Source organism: Streptomyces sp. NPDC098781 (genome assembly GCF_044759995.1).
GTDB lineage: Bacteria > Actinomycetota > Actinomycetes > Streptomycetales > Streptomycetaceae > Streptomyces.
This window is the reverse complement of sequence record NZ_JBIWAK010000014.1, coordinates 29,648-45,524: the sequence shown is the minus strand read 5'-3', so window position 1 is coordinate 45,524 and position 15,877 is coordinate 29,648. Positions and strand designations below refer to the sequence as shown.

The 15,877-nt window shown below is 71.5% G+C and carries 15 protein-coding genes; 7 read left to right on the top strand and 8 right to left on the bottom strand.

Annotated elements, in window-relative coordinates; genetic code table 11:
- Positions 1 to 7 precede the first annotated feature (7 nt).
- Together ACIQWG_RS38595 and ACIQWG_RS38590 are read left to right on the top strand one after the other, a co-directional pair.
- The gene (locus tag ACIQWG_RS38595; protein WP_404105094.1) at positions 8 to 817 is read left to right on the top strand and encodes an endonuclease I family protein; all 810 of its coding nucleotides are present in this window, start codon (positions 8 to 10) and stop codon (positions 815 to 817) included.
- A gap of 117 nt (positions 818 to 934) precedes the next feature.
- A complete protein-coding gene (locus tag ACIQWG_RS38590) occupies positions 935 to 1,162 on the top strand; it encodes a hypothetical protein (protein WP_404105091.1) in 228 nt (75 codons plus the stop codon).
- A gap of 4 nt (positions 1,163 to 1,166) precedes the next feature.
- Here ACIQWG_RS38590 and ACIQWG_RS38585 read toward each other — a convergent pair whose 3' ends face one another.
- From ACIQWG_RS38585 to ACIQWG_RS38575, 3 genes are read right to left on the bottom strand one after another with little or no spacing between them, the layout of a single operon-like run.
- Positions 1,167 to 2,855 (bottom strand): thiamine pyrophosphate-binding protein, encoded by a 1,689-nt coding sequence (locus ACIQWG_RS38585; protein ID WP_404105088.1) that lies wholly within the window; start codon positions 2,853 to 2,855, stop codon positions 1,167 to 1,169.
- On the bottom strand, positions 2,852 to 3,820 hold the full coding sequence (speB, locus tag ACIQWG_RS38580; protein WP_404105085.1) for an agmatinase: 969 nt from the start codon (positions 3,818 to 3,820) through the stop codon (positions 2,852 to 2,854). The genes ACIQWG_RS38585 and speB overlap by 4 nt, the downstream gene beginning before the upstream one ends.
- A 57-nt stretch (positions 3,821 to 3,877) precedes the next feature.
- The gene (locus tag ACIQWG_RS38575) at positions 3,878 to 5,338 is read right to left on the bottom strand and encodes a sodium:solute symporter (RefSeq protein WP_404105082.1); all 1,461 of its coding nucleotides are present in this window, start codon (positions 5,336 to 5,338) and stop codon (positions 3,878 to 3,880) included.
- A 190-nt stretch (positions 5,339 to 5,528) separates the two neighbouring features.
- Between ACIQWG_RS38575 and ACIQWG_RS38570 the strand changes: the two genes are divergently transcribed.
- The 3 genes from ACIQWG_RS38570 (at position 5,529) to ACIQWG_RS38560 (ending at position 9,597) form a co-directional block, all read left to right on the top strand.
- Positions 5,529 to 7,346, top strand: a complete 1,818-nt coding sequence (locus ACIQWG_RS38570; RefSeq protein WP_404105079.1) for a PucR family transcriptional regulator ligand-binding domain-containing protein — start codon at positions 5,529 to 5,531, stop codon at positions 7,344 to 7,346.
- A 114-nt stretch (positions 7,347 to 7,460) separates the two neighbouring features.
- Complete coding sequence (locus ACIQWG_RS38565) at positions 7,461 to 8,252, top strand: phosphatase (protein WP_404105076.1); 792 nt, start codon at positions 7,461 to 7,463, stop codon at positions 8,250 to 8,252.
- 151 nt (positions 8,253 to 8,403) lie between these two features.
- A complete protein-coding gene (locus ACIQWG_RS38560; RefSeq protein ID WP_404105073.1) occupies positions 8,404 to 9,597 on the top strand; it encodes an acyltransferase family protein in 1,194 nt (397 codons plus the stop codon).
- Positions 9,598 to 9,616: 19 nt separating this feature from the next.
- On the opposite strand, the gene ACIQWG_RS38555 is transcribed toward ACIQWG_RS38560, so the two are convergent.
- From ACIQWG_RS38555 to ACIQWG_RS38540, 4 genes are all read right to left on the bottom strand, one after another.
- Positions 9,617 to 10,483, bottom strand: coding sequence for an acyl-CoA thioesterase (locus ACIQWG_RS38555; protein WP_404105070.1), 867 nt, complete (start codon positions 10,481 to 10,483; stop codon positions 9,617 to 9,619).
- A 61-nt stretch (positions 10,484 to 10,544) separates the two neighbouring features.
- Complete coding sequence (locus ACIQWG_RS38550) at positions 10,545 to 11,702, bottom strand: acyl-CoA dehydrogenase family protein (RefSeq protein ID WP_404105280.1); 1,158 nt, start codon at positions 11,700 to 11,702, stop codon at positions 10,545 to 10,547.
- Between the two features lie 96 nt (positions 11,703 to 11,798).
- Positions 11,799 to 12,305: a pyridoxamine 5'-phosphate oxidase family protein gene (locus ACIQWG_RS38545; RefSeq protein WP_404105067.1), complete on the bottom strand. Its 507-nt coding sequence runs from the start codon at positions 12,303 to 12,305 to the stop codon at positions 11,799 to 11,801.
- 43 nt (positions 12,306 to 12,348) lie between these two features.
- Positions 12,349 to 12,978, bottom strand: a complete 630-nt coding sequence (locus ACIQWG_RS38540; RefSeq protein WP_404105277.1) for a DedA family protein — start codon at positions 12,976 to 12,978, stop codon at positions 12,349 to 12,351.
- A 385-nt stretch (positions 12,979 to 13,363) separates the two neighbouring features.
- On the opposite strand from ACIQWG_RS38540, the gene ACIQWG_RS38535 reads away from it, so the two are divergent.
- Positions 13,364 to 14,494 carry a sensor histidine kinase gene (locus tag ACIQWG_RS38535; RefSeq protein WP_404105064.1) on the top strand — a complete coding sequence of 377 codons (1,131 nt, stop codon included), beginning with the start codon at positions 13,364 to 13,366 and terminating at the stop codon, positions 14,492 to 14,494.
- Between the two features lie 91 nt (positions 14,495 to 14,585).
- Positions 14,586 to 15,242 (top strand): response regulator, encoded by a 657-nt coding sequence (locus ACIQWG_RS38530; protein ID WP_404105061.1) that lies wholly within the window; start codon positions 14,586 to 14,588, stop codon positions 15,240 to 15,242.
- A 16-nt stretch (positions 15,243 to 15,258) separates the two neighbouring features.
- Here ACIQWG_RS38530 and ACIQWG_RS38525 read toward each other — a convergent pair whose 3' ends face one another.
- On the bottom strand, positions 15,259 to 15,855 hold the full coding sequence (locus ACIQWG_RS38525; RefSeq protein ID WP_404105058.1) for a TetR/AcrR family transcriptional regulator: 597 nt from the start codon (positions 15,853 to 15,855) through the stop codon (positions 15,259 to 15,261).
- Positions 15,856 to 15,877 lie beyond the last annotated feature (22 nt).

The following is a 15,877-nucleotide window of genomic DNA, read 5'->3' as shown; positions in this document are numbered from 1 at the left end:
ACCCCACATGCCGGCGACACCCATACGCCACCGCCGCTGGAAGTCCTTGGCGCTGACGACCGCCGCCGTCCTGGTCGGCCTCACCACCCCGGCGCTCACCGCCTCCCCGGCCGCCGCGACCACGACGGAGTACGACGACACGTACTACGCCGACGCGATCGGCAAGACCGGCACGGCCCTGAAGGACTCGCTCCACGAGATCATCAGCGACCAGACCAAGCTCTCGTACTCGGCCGTCTGGAACGCCCTGAAGGTCACCGACCAGGACCCGAACAACAGCAGCAACGTGAAGCTGCTCTACAGCGGCATCTCCCGCAGCAAGTCCCTGAACGGCGGCAACACCGGCAACTGGAACCGCGAGCACGTGTGGGCCCAGTCCCACGGCGACTTCGGCACCTCCGCCGGCCCGGGCACCGACCTGCACCATCTGCGTCCCGAGGACGTGCAGGTCAACAGCATCCGCGGCAACAAGGACTTCGACAACGGCGGCAGCAGCTTCACCAACTCCGGCGGCAGCCTGACCGACTCCAACTCCTTCGAGCCGCGCGACGCCGTCAAGGGCGATGTGGCCCGCATGATCCTCTACATGGCCGTCCGCTACGAGGGCGACGACAGCTGGCCCGACCTGGAGCCCAACGACGCCGTCACCAACGGCAGCGTCCCGTACCACGGCCGTCTGTCGGTCCTGAAGGCCTGGAACGACGAGGACCCGCCGGACGCCTTCGAGGAGCGCCGCAACGAGGTCATCTACGACTCCTACCAGGGCAACCGCAACCCGTTCATCGACCACCCGGAGTGGGTGGAGTCGATCTGGTAGGCCGTCGGACGCTGTTCCGGTCGCCGTAGCCGCGCCAGGGCCCCCTCGGCCCTGGCGCGCTTCGTCACCACCTGTACAGCGGAATGACCTGCACCGATCCGGCGCCGTTGACCGGCCATGAAGAAGATCAGCGCGCTCGCCGCGCTCACCATGGCAGCCCTCGTACTCGCCGCCCCGGCCCACGCCGACGACCGGGGCCGGGTCACCATCGCCGGCTACTCCACCCCCGGCCTCTGCCGGGAGGCACTCGCGCTCGTCCCGTGGGCCGTACCGCTGACCGGCCCCTCGGTGGACGACGCGTGCAACAACCGCGACCACGTCTACTACATGAGCGACAGCCGCTGAGGCATCACGTAGCGAGGTGCGTGGGCGCGAACATCCGCAGCACCGCCGGGAGTACGACCACCGACGGGCCAGGGGTCTGAAGCGCCTTCGCCAGATCGGTCTCCAGTGTCTCCGGGGTCGTACGGACCCCGGGGACACCGAAGGACTCGGCGAGGGCAACATAGTCGGGCCGGGTCAGTTCCGTCGCCGTGGCCTGTCCGAAGGCGTCGGTCATGTACTCGCGCAGGATGCCGTAGCCGCCGTCGTCGACGATCAGCCAGGTGACGTTCAGGTCGTACTGGCGGGCCGTGGCCAGTTCGGCGATCGAGTAGAGGGCGCCGCCGTCGCCGGACACCGCGAGCACCGGGCGGGTCGGGTCGGCGACCGCCGCGCCGAGCGCCGCGGGGAAGCCGTACCCGAGGCCGCCGGCGCCCTGGGCGGAGTGCAGGTGGTTGGGGCCCTTGGCGTCGAAGGCCGACCAGGCCCAGTAGGCCAGGATCGTCATGTCCCAGAAGGACGGCGAGTCGGCCGGGAGGGCACCGCGTACGGCTGCCAGGACCTGCTGTTCCAGGGTGAGTTCCTGGGCGGCGATACGCTCGGCGACCTTCGCGAGGACCTCACGGACCCGCTCCGGCGCCGAGGGGTCCTCCCGTCCGGTCACCGTCTCCAGCAACGCCTGCAACGCGAGGCGGGCGTCCGCGTGGATGCCCAGCGCCGGGTGGTTGGACTCCAGCTTGCCGAGGTCGGCCTCGATCTGGACGACCCGGCCGCGCGGCTTGAACGTGTGGTAGTTGGAGGACAGTTCGCCCAGGCCCGAGCCGACGACCAGGACTACGTCCGCGTCCTCCAGGAAGTCGGTGGTGTGGCGGTCCTCGATCCACGACTGGAGCGACAGCGGGTGCTGCCAGGGGAACGCCCCCTTGCCGCCGGGCGTGGTGACCACCGGGGCCTGGATCAGCTCCGCCAGCTGTCGCAGCTTGCCGCTCGCGTCCGCCCGTACCACTCCCCCGCCCGCGATGATCGCCGGACGGGCCGCCTTCGACAGCAGGTCGGCCGCCACGGCGGTCAGTTCGGGGCGCGGGGGCAGTTCCTCGGGGAACGCGTCGCCGCCCGTCACCACCGGGATCGAGGTCTCGGCCAGCAGCACGTCCTGCGGGATCTCCACCCACACCGGGCCGTGCGGGGCGGTGAGCGCCGACTTCCAGGCCGCCTCGATCGCGGACGGGATCTGGGACTGGGTGCGGACCGTGTGGACCGACTTCACCACGCCCCGGAACGAGGCCGACTGGTCGGGGAGTTCGTGCAGATAGCCGTGGCGGCCGCCGCCCAGGCCCGCCGTCGGGATCTGGCTGCTGATCGCCAGCACGGGGGCGCTGGCCGCGGCTGCCTCCTGGAGCGCGGCCAGCGAGGTCAGCGCGCCCGGCCCCGTCGACAGCAGCAGCGGGGCCGCCTCACCGGTCATCCGGCCGTACGCGTCCGCCGCGAACCCGGCGTTGTTCTCCACGCGCAGGCCGATGTAACGCAGATCGCTGCGGCGCAGGGCGTCGAACATGCCGAGGGCGTGCTGGCCGGGGAGGCCGAAGACCGTCGTCGTGCCGAGCGCCGCCAGCGTCTCCACGACCAGGTCCCCGCCGTTGCGGCCGGCGGGAGGATTCAGTGCGGCGGCAATCTGCTCCTCCGTCGGGCGGAGCACCAGGTCGTGGTCGTGAGTCACTTCGCTCGGGCCTCTGCAATCTGGCGGGACATGATCGTGGTCAGTTCGTACGCGGTGTGGGAGGCCGCCACCGACGTGATCTCGGCGTGGTCGTACGCCGGTGCCACCTCGACGACATCCGCCGACACCAGGTTGCAGGATGCCAGGCCCCGCAGGATCTCCAGCAGCTCGCGGGAGGTCATGCCGCCCGCCTCGGGGGTGCCGGTGCCGGGCGCGTGGGCCGGGTCGAGGCAGTCGATGTCGATGGAGATGTACAGCGGGCGGTCGCCGATGCGCTGGCGCAGCTGGTCGGCCACCTCGTCGGCGCCACGGCGGTACACATCGGCCGACGTGACGATGCCGAAGCCCATCTTCTCGTCGTCCGTGAGGTCCTGCTTGCCGTACAGCGGGCCGCGGATGCCGACGTGGGAGAGGGCGGAGGTGTCGAGGATGCCCTCCTCGACCGCGCGCCGGAAGGGCGTGCCGTGGGTGTACTCCGCGCCGAAGTAGGTGTCCCAGGTGTCCAGGTGGGCGTCGAAGTGGAGCAGCGCGACCGGTCCGTGCTTCTTCGCCACCGAGCGCAGCAGCGGCAGCGCGATGGTGTGGTCGCCGCCCAGCGTCATCAGCCGGGCGCCGGTGCCGATCAGCTCGTCCGCCGCCGCCTCGACGGTCTCGACGGCCTCGTTGATGTTGAACGGGTTCACCGCGATGTCGCCGCCGTCCGCGACCTGGGCGAGGGCGAACGGCGACGCGTCCTGCGCCGGGTTATACGGGCGCAGCAGCCGGGACGCCTCGCGGATCGCGTTGCCGCCGAAGCGGGCGCCCGGCCGGTACGAGACGCCCGAGTCGAACGGCACGCCGATCACGGCGACGTCGGTGCGGCCGACCTCGTCGAGGCGCGGGAGCCGGGCGAAGGTCGCGGGACCCGCGTACCGCGGGATGCGGGAGGAGTCGACGGGGCCGCGGGGCGTCTCGTTGCTGGTCATAAGGAAATGCCTTCTTTCCTACGCTTCATCGCGTATGCGTGATATCTGCCTACGACTCTACTGGTGAGCCGGCACCGGCTCGGACACGAGTTCGGGGTCCCGCCCGGCGAGACGCTCACGCCAGGCGGCGAGTACGGCAGCGTCGGTCGGCCTCGTCATCAAGGAGACGGCGATGTACGCGGCGAGGGAAGACAGCAGGCCGTAGTAGACCGGTTCGTTGGCCAGAATGCCGTGGGTCGCCATCAGGGTGATCACCGCGACGCCGCCGACCACCACCGAGGCGAGCGCGCCCTGTGCGGTCCCGCGCCGCCACAGCAGCCCGCCGAGGATCGGCACCAGCAATCCGCCGACGAGCAGGTTGTAGGCGACGGTCAGCGCCTCGACGACGTTGTTCAGCGCGATCGCCGTGGCGATGACGGCGAGGCCCATGAGCAGGATGAAGGCGCGGTTGCCCTTCACCTCGTCGTGCTGCTCCGCCGAGGGCCGTACCGCTCCGCGCAGCCGCGACCAGATGTCGTTGTTGGCGACGGTCGCGCAGGCGATCAGCGCGCCGGAGGAGGTGGACATGACGGCGGCGAGAGCAGCGGCCAGCACCAACCCGCGTACACCTACGGGGAGTTCGTCCTTGACGATGGTCGCGAAGGCGTCGTCCGGGCTGCCCAGCTTGGGGTAGAGCACCTTGGCCGCGGTACCGATGACGGCGCCGGCCAGGGCGTAGGCGAGACAGTAGGTGCCGGCGACGGTGCCGCCCCACTTGGCGGTCTTGTCGCTGCGGGCGGTGAAGACGCGCTGCCAGATGTCCTGCCCGATGAGCATGCCGAAGGTGTAGATCAGCACGTAGGTGAAGATCGTCTCGCCGCCGATGCCCAGCGGGTCGAAGTACTCGGTGGGCAGCTGGGCCTTCATCTCGGAGAACCCGCCCGCCTTGACGACGGCGATCGGCAGGAGCAGCAGGAGCACGCCGACCGTCTTCACCACGAACTGCACCATGTCGGTGAGGGTGATCGACCACATGCCGCCGAGCGTCGAGTAGGCGACGACGATCGAGCCGCCGAGGACGATCGCGAGGGTGCGGTTCATGTCGAAGAGGACGTCGAAGATCGTGGCGTAGGCGATGGTCGACGTGACCGCGAGCATCAGGGTGTACGCCCACATGACGACACCGGAGATGACACCGGCCCGGCCGCCGTAGCGCAGGTCGAGCATCTCGGAGACGGTGTAGACCTTCAGCCGGGCGATACGGGCGGAGAAGAAGACGGAGAGGGCGAGCAGCCCGAGGCCGATGGTGAACACCATCCACGCGCCGGAGAGCCCGTACTGGTAGCCGAGCCCGACGCCGCCGATGGTGGACGCGCCGCCGAGGACGATCGCGGCCATGGTGCCGGAGTACATGGTCGGGCCGAGCCGGCGGCCCGCGACCAGGAACTCGCTCTTGGACTTGGCGCGGCGCATGCCCCACCAGCCCATGGCCAGCATGCCGGCCAGATAGACGACGATGACGGTGTAGTCGACGGCCATGTGGGGCCTCCTTCGCTCACATCCCGGTGGCGTGTCGTGCAGGTGAGGGGGGTGGACGTTCGGCAGCGGCTCGCGGGGACATCCGCCCGTACCCGCGGCTGCCGGTCCCGAACGACAGTAGGTGGCCGGAAAGTGACTGCGAAGTGTACGTTTCATCCATCCGATACCGCGCGAGTGTAGGAAACATCCCATGCCGGATCCCGCCGTTCCGCCCACTCCGCCCGTACCGCTCTCGGCGCTCCTGGCCCGCGAGGATTTGGGCCTGCGGCAGATCGCCGGGCCGGCGGACCGGGCCACGGCCGTGCACTGGGCGCACACCTCGGAGATGGCCGATCCGTATCCGTATCTGCTGGGCGGCGAGCTGCTGCTGACGGCCGGCGTCCACATCCCCGAGGCGGCGGGCTCGGGGACCTACTTCGACGACTATGTGTCGCGGATCGTCGAGGCGGGCGGCGCGGCCCTCGGCTTCGGTCTCGCGCCCGTGCACGACACGGTTCCGCGCGCCCTGGTCGAGGCGTGCGACTCCTACGAGCTCCCGCTGCTGGAGGTCCCGCCCCGGACCACCTTCTCCGGCGTGGCCCGCGCGGTCTGGCAGCTGATGGCCCAGGCCCGCCACGCCGAACTCCGCCGCGTGACGGAGGCCCAGCAGAGCCTGGCGTCAGCGGCCTCCCGCCCCGACCCGGTCCGCGCGGTCCTGCGACAACTGGCCCAGCGGGTGGAGGGCTGGGCGGTGCTGTACGGCCCGGAGGGGACGGAGGTCGCCGCGGCGGGACGGCGGCCTGGGGGTGCGGCGGCCGGGCGGGGGCCGCGGGGCGGGGCGGCCGGGGTGCCGGGCCGGGGACAGCGGGACGGGGCGGCCGGGCGGCGCGCACAGGACCCGGCGAGCGAGTCGTCCGCCAAGGCACCGCAAGATGAGGCGGCAGGCCGGTCCCCGCAGGACACCCCCGCCGGATCACCGGCCCGGACGTCGCCGGCCCCGGTGGCAGGCCGAGGCCCGCGGAACCCGGTGAGCGGCCCGCCCGCGCAGGCGCCGCCGCGACCGGTGGCGGGTCAGCCCGCACAGAGCCCGGCGACCGGCTCCCCGAGCCATCGCCCGCAGGACGACTCGGCGCACTACAACTCCCCAGAGCCCCAGGACCCCGCAGCCACCTCCCTGGCCGCCCTCGCCCAGGTCGTACGCCCCGCCGGGCCGGGCACCCCCACCTCCGCCGCCGACACCGCCGCCGGTACCCACCTCGCCGCCTACGCCCTCGGTGCCGGTCAGGGGTTCGTGCTCGGGGTGGCCGCGCCACGGCGGGACCCCGGTGATCACACCATCGCCTCCGTCGCCGCCGTACTGCTCTCGCTGCTCACCGGCGAGCACCAGAGCGGGTCGGGTGCGGCGCGCTCGTCGGCGCTGGTGCGGCTGCTGCTCGGCGCCGAGCCGGAAGCGGTGGCCCCGCTGCTGGGCGGTGACCGCCGGTTCGTGGTGCACGGCCGGCCCGACGGCCAGCCCTGCGACGCCGTGGCCGCCTCCGCGCTGGGCGCCGCGCTCGGCTCCCCGCTGGTCGACCTGGCCCGGGACGTCGTACGCGTCCTGGTTCCGGCGGACCGCGAACCGTCCCCGCAGCCCGGCTGGACCCTGGGTGTCAGCGCCCCCGCGACCGCCCCGGACTGGCCCTCGGCCGACGCCCAGGCGGCCCGCGCCCTGGCCCGGGCGACAGCGACCCGTACGCCGCTGCACCGGCACGGCACCCACCGGCCCGGCCTCACCGAACTGCTCTCCCCCGAGGCGGCCGAGACCCACGCCCGCACCCTCCTCGCGCCCCTCGCCCCGCCCCTCACCGAGACCCTGCGCACCTGGCTCTCCCTGCACGGCAGTTGGGACCGCACCGCGGTCGCCCTCTCCGTGCACCGCAACACCGTCCGCCAGCGGATCGCCCGGTGCGCGGCGCTGCTCGGCACGGACCTGGACGACCCGGACGTACGGATGGAGTTGTGGTTCGCCCTGCGCCACGTCGAGGCATGAACCGCGCCATCCGGCCATGAACCGCGCCATCGCGCCATGATCCGCACAGTGACCCGCGTCGCACGCGCCCCGGAGCCGGGCGTTCCGACAGTTGTCTGCCTCACAATGGGGACCATGCCGATACCCAGGACACCCAGCCGCGCCGAGCTCGTCGACCACCTAGTCAGAACCCGTATCGCGGGCGATGTCGCCACTCCCCGCGAGAACAACCTCTCCCACTACCGCAAGCTGGCGAACGGCGACCGCCACTACTGGCTCGGCCTGGAGCTCGGCGACCGCTGGACCGACGAGCAGGACGTCCTCGCGGTGATGGCGGAGCGCGTCGGTGTGAACGACGACGCCGAGCACCGCCACGGCCAGGACACCATCGACCCCGAGCTGACGGTGGCCGCGCTGGAGCGCATGGCGGCCCGGCTGCGCAAGGCGGCGGACGGCGGGCAGCGGGTCCTGTTCGCGACCGGCCACCCCGGCGGCCTGCTGGACGTCCACCGCGCCACGGCGGACGCGCTGCGCACGGCGGGCTGCGAGATCGTCGTGATCCCGGAGGGTCTTCAGACCGACGAGGGGTACGTGATGCAGTTCGCGGACGTCGCGGTCCTCGAACACGGCGCCACCCTGTGGCACACCCACTCCGGTGAGCCGATGAAGGCCATCCTGACGGGCCTCGAGCGCGAGGGACGCCCGCTGCCGGACCTGGTGGTGGCCGACCACGGCTGGGCCGGATACGCCGGACAGCACGGGGTGGACTCCCTCGGGTACGCCGACTGCAACGACCCGGCGCTGTTCCTCGCGGAGGCCGAGGGGACCGTCCAGGTGGTGGTGCCGCTGGACGACCACGTGGTCAGCCCGCGCCACTACGACCCGATGACGGCGTATCTGCTGAACGAGGCGGGCCTGGTCGAGTAGGGGTTGTACTCGGCCTCGTTGAAATCTCGGCGAACCCTCTGGGATTTCTTCATGGAGGTTCCGTCTCTGCACACATCCCCCTGATAGCCGCCCCTGTCTGTTCAACCAGGAACGGAAGTGACGGAACGTTTCAGGGGAACGGATGGTGCTGATGCACGGTTTGAACAGTGGATACGCAGGGCTTCCCGCACAGCCCCTCCCCCCGCTCGCCGCGGTGGTGCCCGAACACCCGCCCCGCCCGGCCCGGTTGAGGAAGCAACCGGCACCTCCCGCACGGGAGGGCCGCCGGCTGTATGTCATCGACGGCGTCCGGCTGCTCGCCGCCCTGCTGGTGGCCGTGCACCACTTCACCGGCACCGACCGGCTGGACCAGCCGGACAACCCGGTGTGGGGCCGGCCGGTGTCCGAGATCATGCCCACGGTGTTCCGCTTCTCGGCCTACGGCTGGATCGGCGTCGAGATCTTCTTCGTGATCAGCGGCTTCGTGATCTGTATGTCGTGCTGGGGCCGCACCCCGCGGCAGTTCTTCGTCTCCAGGATCATCCGGCTCTACCCGGCGTACTGGTTCGCCATCGCCTTCACCACGGCCGTGATCGTGGCCCTGCCCGGGGTGTGGGAACGGCTGCGGCTGCGGGACATCCTGCTCAACCTCACGATGCTCCAGTCCGGTTCGGCCTCACCGCACGTCGACGGCGTCTACTGGACCCTGTGGACCGAGCTGCGCTTCTACCTGCTCTTCCTGGTGGTCGTGGCCATGGGACTCACCTACCGAAGAGTCGTCGTGTTCTGCTGTGTGTGGGGCACCGCGGCCATGATCGCGCCGATCTCCGAGCTGCGCCTGATGATCCTGATCGTGAACCCGGTCGCGGCCTGGTTCTTCATCGCCGGGCTGGTGCTCTACCTGATGTACCGGTTCGGCCAGGATCTGCTGCTGTGGGGCATGCTGACCCTGTCGTGGCTGATGGCGCAGGTGGAGATAGGGCGCCGGATCGAGTCCGTCGAGCATGTCTCCGGCTGGCGGGGCAGCGCCCTGATCTACACGGTGTTCCTGCTGTTCATGGTGGCCGTCGCGCTGGGCTTCACCGACCGCGTCCGCTGGAAGTGGCTGGTCACCGCGGGTGCGCTGACGTATCCGCTCTATCTGACGCACTACCTGGCCGGTACGACGCTGATCAGCCGGCTGCGGGACACCATGGACCCGCGGCTGCTGGTCGCGGTGGTGATCGCCGCGTTCCTGGTGCTGAGCTGGCTGGTCCACCGGTGCGTGGAGCGGCCGGCGGCACGGCTGCTGAAGCAAGGGCTGGACACGTCCTTCGCCCGGCTGCGCAACGCGACGCGCGCGTGAGCGGCCGGGCGACAAGTCGTCAGCGCGGAACCCGGACCACGCCCTCCTGGATGACCGACACCGCGAGCCGCCCGTCCTGGGTGTAGATACGGGCCTGCCCGAGCCCCCGCCCGGCGTACGCGGACGGCGACTCCTGGTCGTAGAGCAGCCACTCGTCGGCGCGGAACGGCCGGTGGAACCACATCGCGTGGTCCAGCGAGGCGCCGACCACGTCGCCGACGGCCCAGCCGCCCCGGCCGTGCGCGAGCAGGACCGAGTCGAGCAGGGTCATGTCGGAGACGTAGGTGGCGAGTACGACGTGCAGCAGCGGGTCGTCGGCGAGCTTGCCGTCGGTGCGGAACCAGACCTGGGAGTGCGGTTCGCGCGGCTCGCCGAACTTTCCGTACGGCGGCTCCTCGACATAGCGCAGGTCGACCGCCTGCCGCGCCTCCAGGAACCGCTCGACGACCCCGGGGTCGAGGTGGTCGTAGCCGCGCAGCCGCTCCTCGGAGGTGGGGAGCGTCGCCGGGTCGGGCGAGGGCGGCATCGGGGCCTGGTGGTCCAGGCCCTCCTCGTACGTCTGGAAGGACGCCGACAGCGCGAAGATCGGCTTGCCGTGCTGGACGGCGACCACCCGGCGGGTGGTGAAGGAGCGGCCGTCACGCATGCGGTCGACGTTGTAGACGATGGGCGCGCCCGGGTCCCCCATGCGCAGGAAGTACGCGTGGAGGGAGTGGGCGGGCCGGTCCGCGGGGACCGTGCGGCCGGCGGCGACGAGCGCCTGGGCCGCGACCTGGCCGCCGAAGACCCGCGGGACGACGGCGGACCGGGACTGGCCGCGGAAGATGTCCACCTCGATCTGCTCCAGGTCGAGCAGATCGAGGAGGTCCTGTAGTGCCTGGTTCATGGCACCTTTTCTACTGACCTTCTACTGACGGGTAATTTCCGGGACCTTACGGGGCTGTGTCCTACAGACCCATGTCCTTCGCGATGATCGACTTCATGATCTCGCTGGTGCCGCCGTAGATGCGGTTGACGCGGTTGTCCGCGTACAGGCGGGCGATCGGGTACTCGTTCATGAAGCCGTAGCCGCCGTGCAGCTGGAGGCAGCGGTCGATCACGCGGTGCGCGACCTCGGTGCAGAAGAGCTTGGCGGAGGCGGCCTCGGCGGGCGTGAGCTCGCCGGCGTCCAGGGCCTCCAGGGCGCGGTCCGCGACGGCCTCGGCGGCGTCGACCTCTGCCTGGCAGGCGGCCAGCTCGAACTTGGTGTTCTGGAAGGCGGCGACCGGCTTGCCGAAGACGGTGCGCTCGGTGACGTACTGCTGGGCGAACCGCACGGCGGCCTTGGCCTGCGCGTAGGCGCCGTAGGCGATGCCCCAGCGCTCGGAGGCGAGGTTGTGGCCGAGGTAGTAGAAGCCCTTGTTCTCCTCGCCGAGGAGGTCCTCGACCGGGACCTTGACGTCGACGAAGGCCAGCTCGGCGGTGTCGGAGGTGCGCAGGCCGAGCTTGTCGAGCTTGCGGCCGATGGAGTAGCCCTCGGACTTGGTGTCCACGGCGAACAGGGAGATGCCGAAGCGGCGGTCCTCGGCGGTGGACGCCGAGGTGCGGGCGCAGACGATGACCCGGTCGGCGTGCACGCCACCGGTGATGAAGGTCTTGGAGCCGTTGAGGACGTAGTGCGTGCCGTCCTCGGAGAGCTTGGCGGTGGTCTTCATGCCCGCGAGGTCGGAGCCGGTGCCCGGCTCGGTCATCGCGAGGGCCCACATCTCCTCGCCGGAGACGAACTTCGGCAGGAAGCGCTTCTTCTGCTCGTCGCTGGCGAGCATCTTGATGTACGGCAGGCCGAGCAGCACGTGCACGCCGGAGCCGCCGAACTGCACACCGGCGCGGGCGGTCTCCTCGTACATCACCGCCTCGAACTTGTACGAGTCGATGCCGGCGCCGCCGTACTCCTCGTCGACGCGGATGCCGAAGACGCCGAGCTCGGCGAGCTTGTAGTAGAAGTCGCGGGGCGCCTGGCCCGCCGCGAACCACTCGTCGTAGACCGGGGCGACCTCGGCCTCGATGAAGGCCCGGATGGTCTCCCGGAACGCCTCGTGATCCTCGTTGAACACCGTACGGCGCACGCCGTCCACCTCCACCGGTACATGTCTAAGCGCTTGCTCATTCACCGTACCGGCGAGTATCCACAGGCGTCCAGGGGTCAAGGTCCGTAACGCTCGTCACGCTCCGAGCCGTACATCTCCCCGGTGCTCGTAGTCCAGCCCGTGCTCGGCACACGGCCTGCCCTCGTCGCGCGGGCAGATCATGGAGTACGCGGTGACCCTCGCCCGGTACACCCGCCACGGCGCGGGCGGACGCACCTCCTCCGGGGCGAGCGCCCGTCCGCCCCGGCCGGCGGGGCCCGGGATGATCCGCAGCCCCTCCAGCGCCTCCGCCCCGCCCAGCTCCCTCGCCGTGGCGGTCATGTACAGCGCCCGCGGACCCGCCGTGCCGACCGGGGCGCGGGAGTCGTGGATGACGATGCCGACGCGGTCGTCGTGGGCGAGATTGCGGGAGTGGGTGACCTCGGGCGACGAGACCCAGTAGAAGTCCCGCCCGTCCTCGGTGGAGTAGAAGACGGGCGTGGCCCAGGGCGCGCCGTCGGGGCCCGTGGTGGCCAGCACCATGTACATGTTGCCGTCGATGATCGTCCGCGCCGCGCCGGTGCCGTCGGCTCTCTCGGTCATACGCCCCTCGCCCCCTCGGCGGTCCGCTGGAGAGGACACCACTCTAGGAGCGCCGCCCGGAATCCGACCCGACCGGAGACCGCCGCTCCGCACGCCGCCGCCCGCGCCCTGCCCGCAGCAGCCGTAGCCCCACGAACGCCAGGACCGCCACGGCCACGACGACCAGGATCACCTTGGAGTACAGGCCCACCACGTCGGTGACCTCGTGCCAGCGCGCGCCGAGGGCGTAGCCGCCCGCGATGAAGGCGGTGTTCCAGATGAGGCTGCCCGCGGCGGTGAGGGCGAGGAACACGGGGAGCCGCATGCGTTCGACGCCGGCCGGTATCGAGATCAGGCTGCGGAAGATCGGCACGAAGCGGCCGAAGAAGACGGCCTTGGTGCCGTGCCGGAGGAACCACGCCTCGGTCCGCTCCACGTCGGCGACCTTCACCAGCGGCAGCCGGGCCGCCACCGCGATCAGCCGCTCGCGGCCGAAGAGCGCGCCGAGCAGGTACAGGACCAGCGCGCCCACCACCGAGCCGGCCGTCGTCCAGGCGACGGCGCCGACGACGTCCATCCGGCCCTGACTCGCGGTGAACCCCGCCAGCGGCAGGATCACCTCGCTGGGCAGCGGCGGGAAGAGGTTCTCCAGCGCGATGGCCAGCCCGGCACCCGGGCCGCCCAGCTTCTCCATGAGGTCGGCGGCCCAGCCGGCGACTCCACCGACCGGCGCCTCGGACGCGGACGCGACAGCAATGATCATGCAGGCCACTTTACGAACTCTTGACCTAAAGACGGTATGAGGAAGACCGCACGACCGGCTGTGGCGATCGGCACGCCAGAAGTGCGGTTTCCCGCAGGGCACCGACCCGGCGGCCCCCGCTGCCTTGCCCCCACGTGACCCGATTCACCGGACGCCGACCCCACAGACAGCGGCCTCAGCACGCCACGTCCGCCCCCACGAGCACGCTGCGCCTGACCGCGCCGAAGCACACACGACCGACTACGGCGACCCGCACCTCAACAATGCGGTTCTCCGCAGGGCACCGGCCCCGCGGCCCCGGCTAGCCTGACCCGTCGTGATCCGATTAACCGAGCGCTGGCTCCGCCTCGCCGCCGGGCTCCTGCTGGGCGGGCTGACGGCCGTGGCCGAGCTTGTGCACGTCATCGGCGGCTGGACGCGCAGGCTGGGGTCCCGCCGCGCCGAGCGCGTCCCCGCGAGCGCGCTGCGCCTGGCCGGGCTGGAGCGCCGTCGGCTCGCGGTGTTTCACGGCGCCGAGCTGGACGCGCCGCGCGGCGGGCAGGCGGCGTTCGGATATCTGGCCGCACGCTGGCCGCTGGGCCTGTTCGGGCTGCTGGTGCTGCTGACCGCGCTGATCGCCCTCGTCTACGCGTCGGTACCGCTGTGGGCGTGGTTCGTGCTGGAGCCGGACGATCCCGCAGACATCGTGGTCTCCGGGCTGGGCGGGCTGTTCCTGCTGTTCCTGTGCGCGCAGGGCGGACGCGGCCTGGCACAGCTGGACGAACAGCTGGCCCGCCGCCACCTCGGCCCCAGCGAGACGGAACTGCTGCGGCGCCGGGTCGGGGAGCTGGCCGAGACCCGCGCCGGAGTGGTGCAGGCCGTGCACGACGAGCGGCGGCGCATCGAACGCGACCTGCACGACGGAGTGCAGCAACGCCTCGTCGCCCTCGGCATGCTCCTCGGCCGGGCCCGCCGCGCCACCGACCCGGCCAAGGCGGACGCCCTGCTCCGCCAGGCGCACGAGGAGTCCGCCCACGCCCTCACGGAGCTGCGCGAGACGGCCTGGCGGATCTACCCCGCGACCTTGGACGAGCGCGGGCTGGCCGCCGCGCTGGAGGACCTGGCCGAGCGTTCGGTCCTGCCCGTGGAGGTGACGTACGACCTGGACGGCACCCCACCGCTGATCCCCGTCCTCGTCCAGACGGTGGCGTACTTCGTCGCCGCCGAGGCCGTCACCAACACCCTGAAGCACTCCGGCGCCACCCGCGCGGGCATCCGCGTGACCCGACACGGCGACGAACTGCTGATACGCGTCGAGGACGACGGCACCGGAGGCGCCCCGCCGCACCCCACGACCGGCGGCCTGCTCGGTCTGTCCCGCCGCGTCGCCGCCCTCGACGGCCGACTGGACGTGCACAGCCCGCCCGGCGGCCCGACCGTGATCACCGCGGAGCTGCCGTGCACGTGACGATCGCCACCGGCCGCGGCAGCGGGACACTCGGATCCACGCTCGTACGGCCGCCCGCCCCACCCAGGACACTCGACCCCCCGGAGCCTCCATGCGCGTCATGATCGCCGAGGACTCGGCACTTCTGCGCGAGGGCCTCGTCCGGCTGCTCGCCGACGAGGGACACGAGGTGACGGCCGCCGTGGGGAACGCGGACGCCCTCCTCGCGGCCGTGGCGGCGGACCCGCCCGACATCGTCGTCGTGGATGTGCGCATGCCGCCCTCGCACACCGACGAGGGGCTGCGGGCCGCGCTTCGGATCCGGGAGCGGCATTCCGGTACGGCCGTCCTGGTCCTCTCCCAGTACGTCGAGGGCCGCTACGCCACCGAGCTGCTCAGCGGCAGCAGCGAAGGGGTGGGCTATCTGCTCAAGGACCGGGTCATGCAGGTGGAGGAGTTCCTCGACGCCCTGGAACGGGTCGGCTCCGGCGGCACCGCCTTCGACCCCGAGGTGGTGCGGCGGCTCCTGGCCCGGGGCGCGCGCACCGACCCGCTGCACCGGCTCACCCCGCGCGAGCGTGACGTCCTGGCACTGATGGCCCAGGGCTGCACCAACGCGGCCATCGCGCGGCGGCTCTACGTCTCCCTGAGCGCCGTGGAGAAACACACCAACGCCATCTTCGACAAGCTCGGCCTCACCGGCACGACCGGCTACAGCCGCCGGGTCCTCGCGGTGCTGCGCCATCTGAGCGCCCCCGCCGAGGGATAGCGGCCGGACGTGCGGCTCACTCCGCTCCGGCCGCCGCGAACGCCCCCCGGGCCATCCGGTGCAGCAGCACCGCCGTGACGCCCCGCCCCGGCAGCGCCCCCGGCCGGCCCAGGTGCGGCGTCGAGTTGAGCAGCCCGAACACCGAGTGCACCGCCGAGCGGGCGGTCGGCTCCGTCAGCTCCGGGTACACCTCGCGCACCACCTCCACCCACAGCTCGACGTACTGCCGCTGGAGCTGCCGTACCAGCTTGCGGTCGCTGTCGCGCAGGCGGTCCAGCTCACGGTCGTGCAGGGTGATGAGGGGACGGTCGTCGAGGGCGAAGTCGATGTGGCCCTCGATGAGGGAGTCGAGGACCGCCTCGGCAGGCACCCCGTCGGCCTCCGCGAGGCGCCGCTTCGCGCCCGTCAGCAGCTGACCGCTGATGCCGACCAGCAGTTCGGCGAGCATCGCGTCCTTGCCGGCGAAGTGCCGGTACAGACCGGGCCCGCTGATGCCCACGGCGGCGCCTATCTCGTCGACACCGACGCCGTGGAAGCCGCGCTCGGCGAACAGCCGCGCGGCCTCCTTGAGGATCTGTTCGCGGCGGGTGGGGGCGTCGGTTCTGGTGGCCATGGAAGCAATTCTAGACAGGGAG

Bases quoted from the DNA above. Each gene is read 5' to 3' on its own strand.
- ACIQWG_RS38545 (WP_404105067.1), bottom strand. From the start codon at position 12,305: ATGACCGAGAGAGCCGACGGCACCGGCGCGGCGCGGACGATCATCGAC.
- ACIQWG_RS38575 (WP_404105082.1), bottom strand. From the start codon at position 5,338: ATGGCCGTCGACTACACCGTCATCGTCGTCTATCTGGCCGGCATGCTG.
- ACIQWG_RS38565 (WP_404105076.1), top strand. From the start codon at position 7,461: ATGCCGATACCCAGGACACCCAGCCGCGCCGAGCTCGTCGACCACCTA.
- ACIQWG_RS38560 (WP_404105073.1), top strand. From the start codon at position 8,404: ATGCACGGTTTGAACAGTGGATACGCAGGGCTTCCCGCACAGCCCCTC.
- ACIQWG_RS38595 (WP_404105094.1), top strand. From the start codon at position 8: ATGCCGGCGACACCCATACGCCACCGCCGCTGGAAGTCCTTGGCGCTG.
- ACIQWG_RS38555 (WP_404105070.1), bottom strand. From the start codon at position 10,483: ATGAACCAGGCACTACAGGACCTCCTCGATCTGCTCGACCTGGAGCAG.
- ACIQWG_RS38570 (WP_404105079.1), top strand. From the start codon at position 5,529: ATGCCGGATCCCGCCGTTCCGCCCACTCCGCCCGTACCGCTCTCGGCG.
- ACIQWG_RS38540 (WP_404105277.1), bottom strand. From the start codon at position 12,978: ATGGAGAAGCTGGGCGGCCCGGGTGCCGGGCTGGCCATCGCGCTGGAG.
- ACIQWG_RS38525 (WP_404105058.1), bottom strand. From the start codon at position 15,855: ATGGCCACCAGAACCGACGCCCCCACCCGCCGCGAACAGATCCTCAAG.
- ACIQWG_RS38590 (WP_404105091.1), top strand. From the start codon at position 935: ATGAAGAAGATCAGCGCGCTCGCCGCGCTCACCATGGCAGCCCTCGTA.
- speB (WP_404105085.1), bottom strand. From the start codon at position 3,820: ATGACCAGCAACGAGACGCCCCGCGGCCCCGTCGACTCCTCCCGCATC.
- ACIQWG_RS38530 (WP_404105061.1), top strand. From the start codon at position 14,586: ATGCGCGTCATGATCGCCGAGGACTCGGCACTTCTGCGCGAGGGCCTC.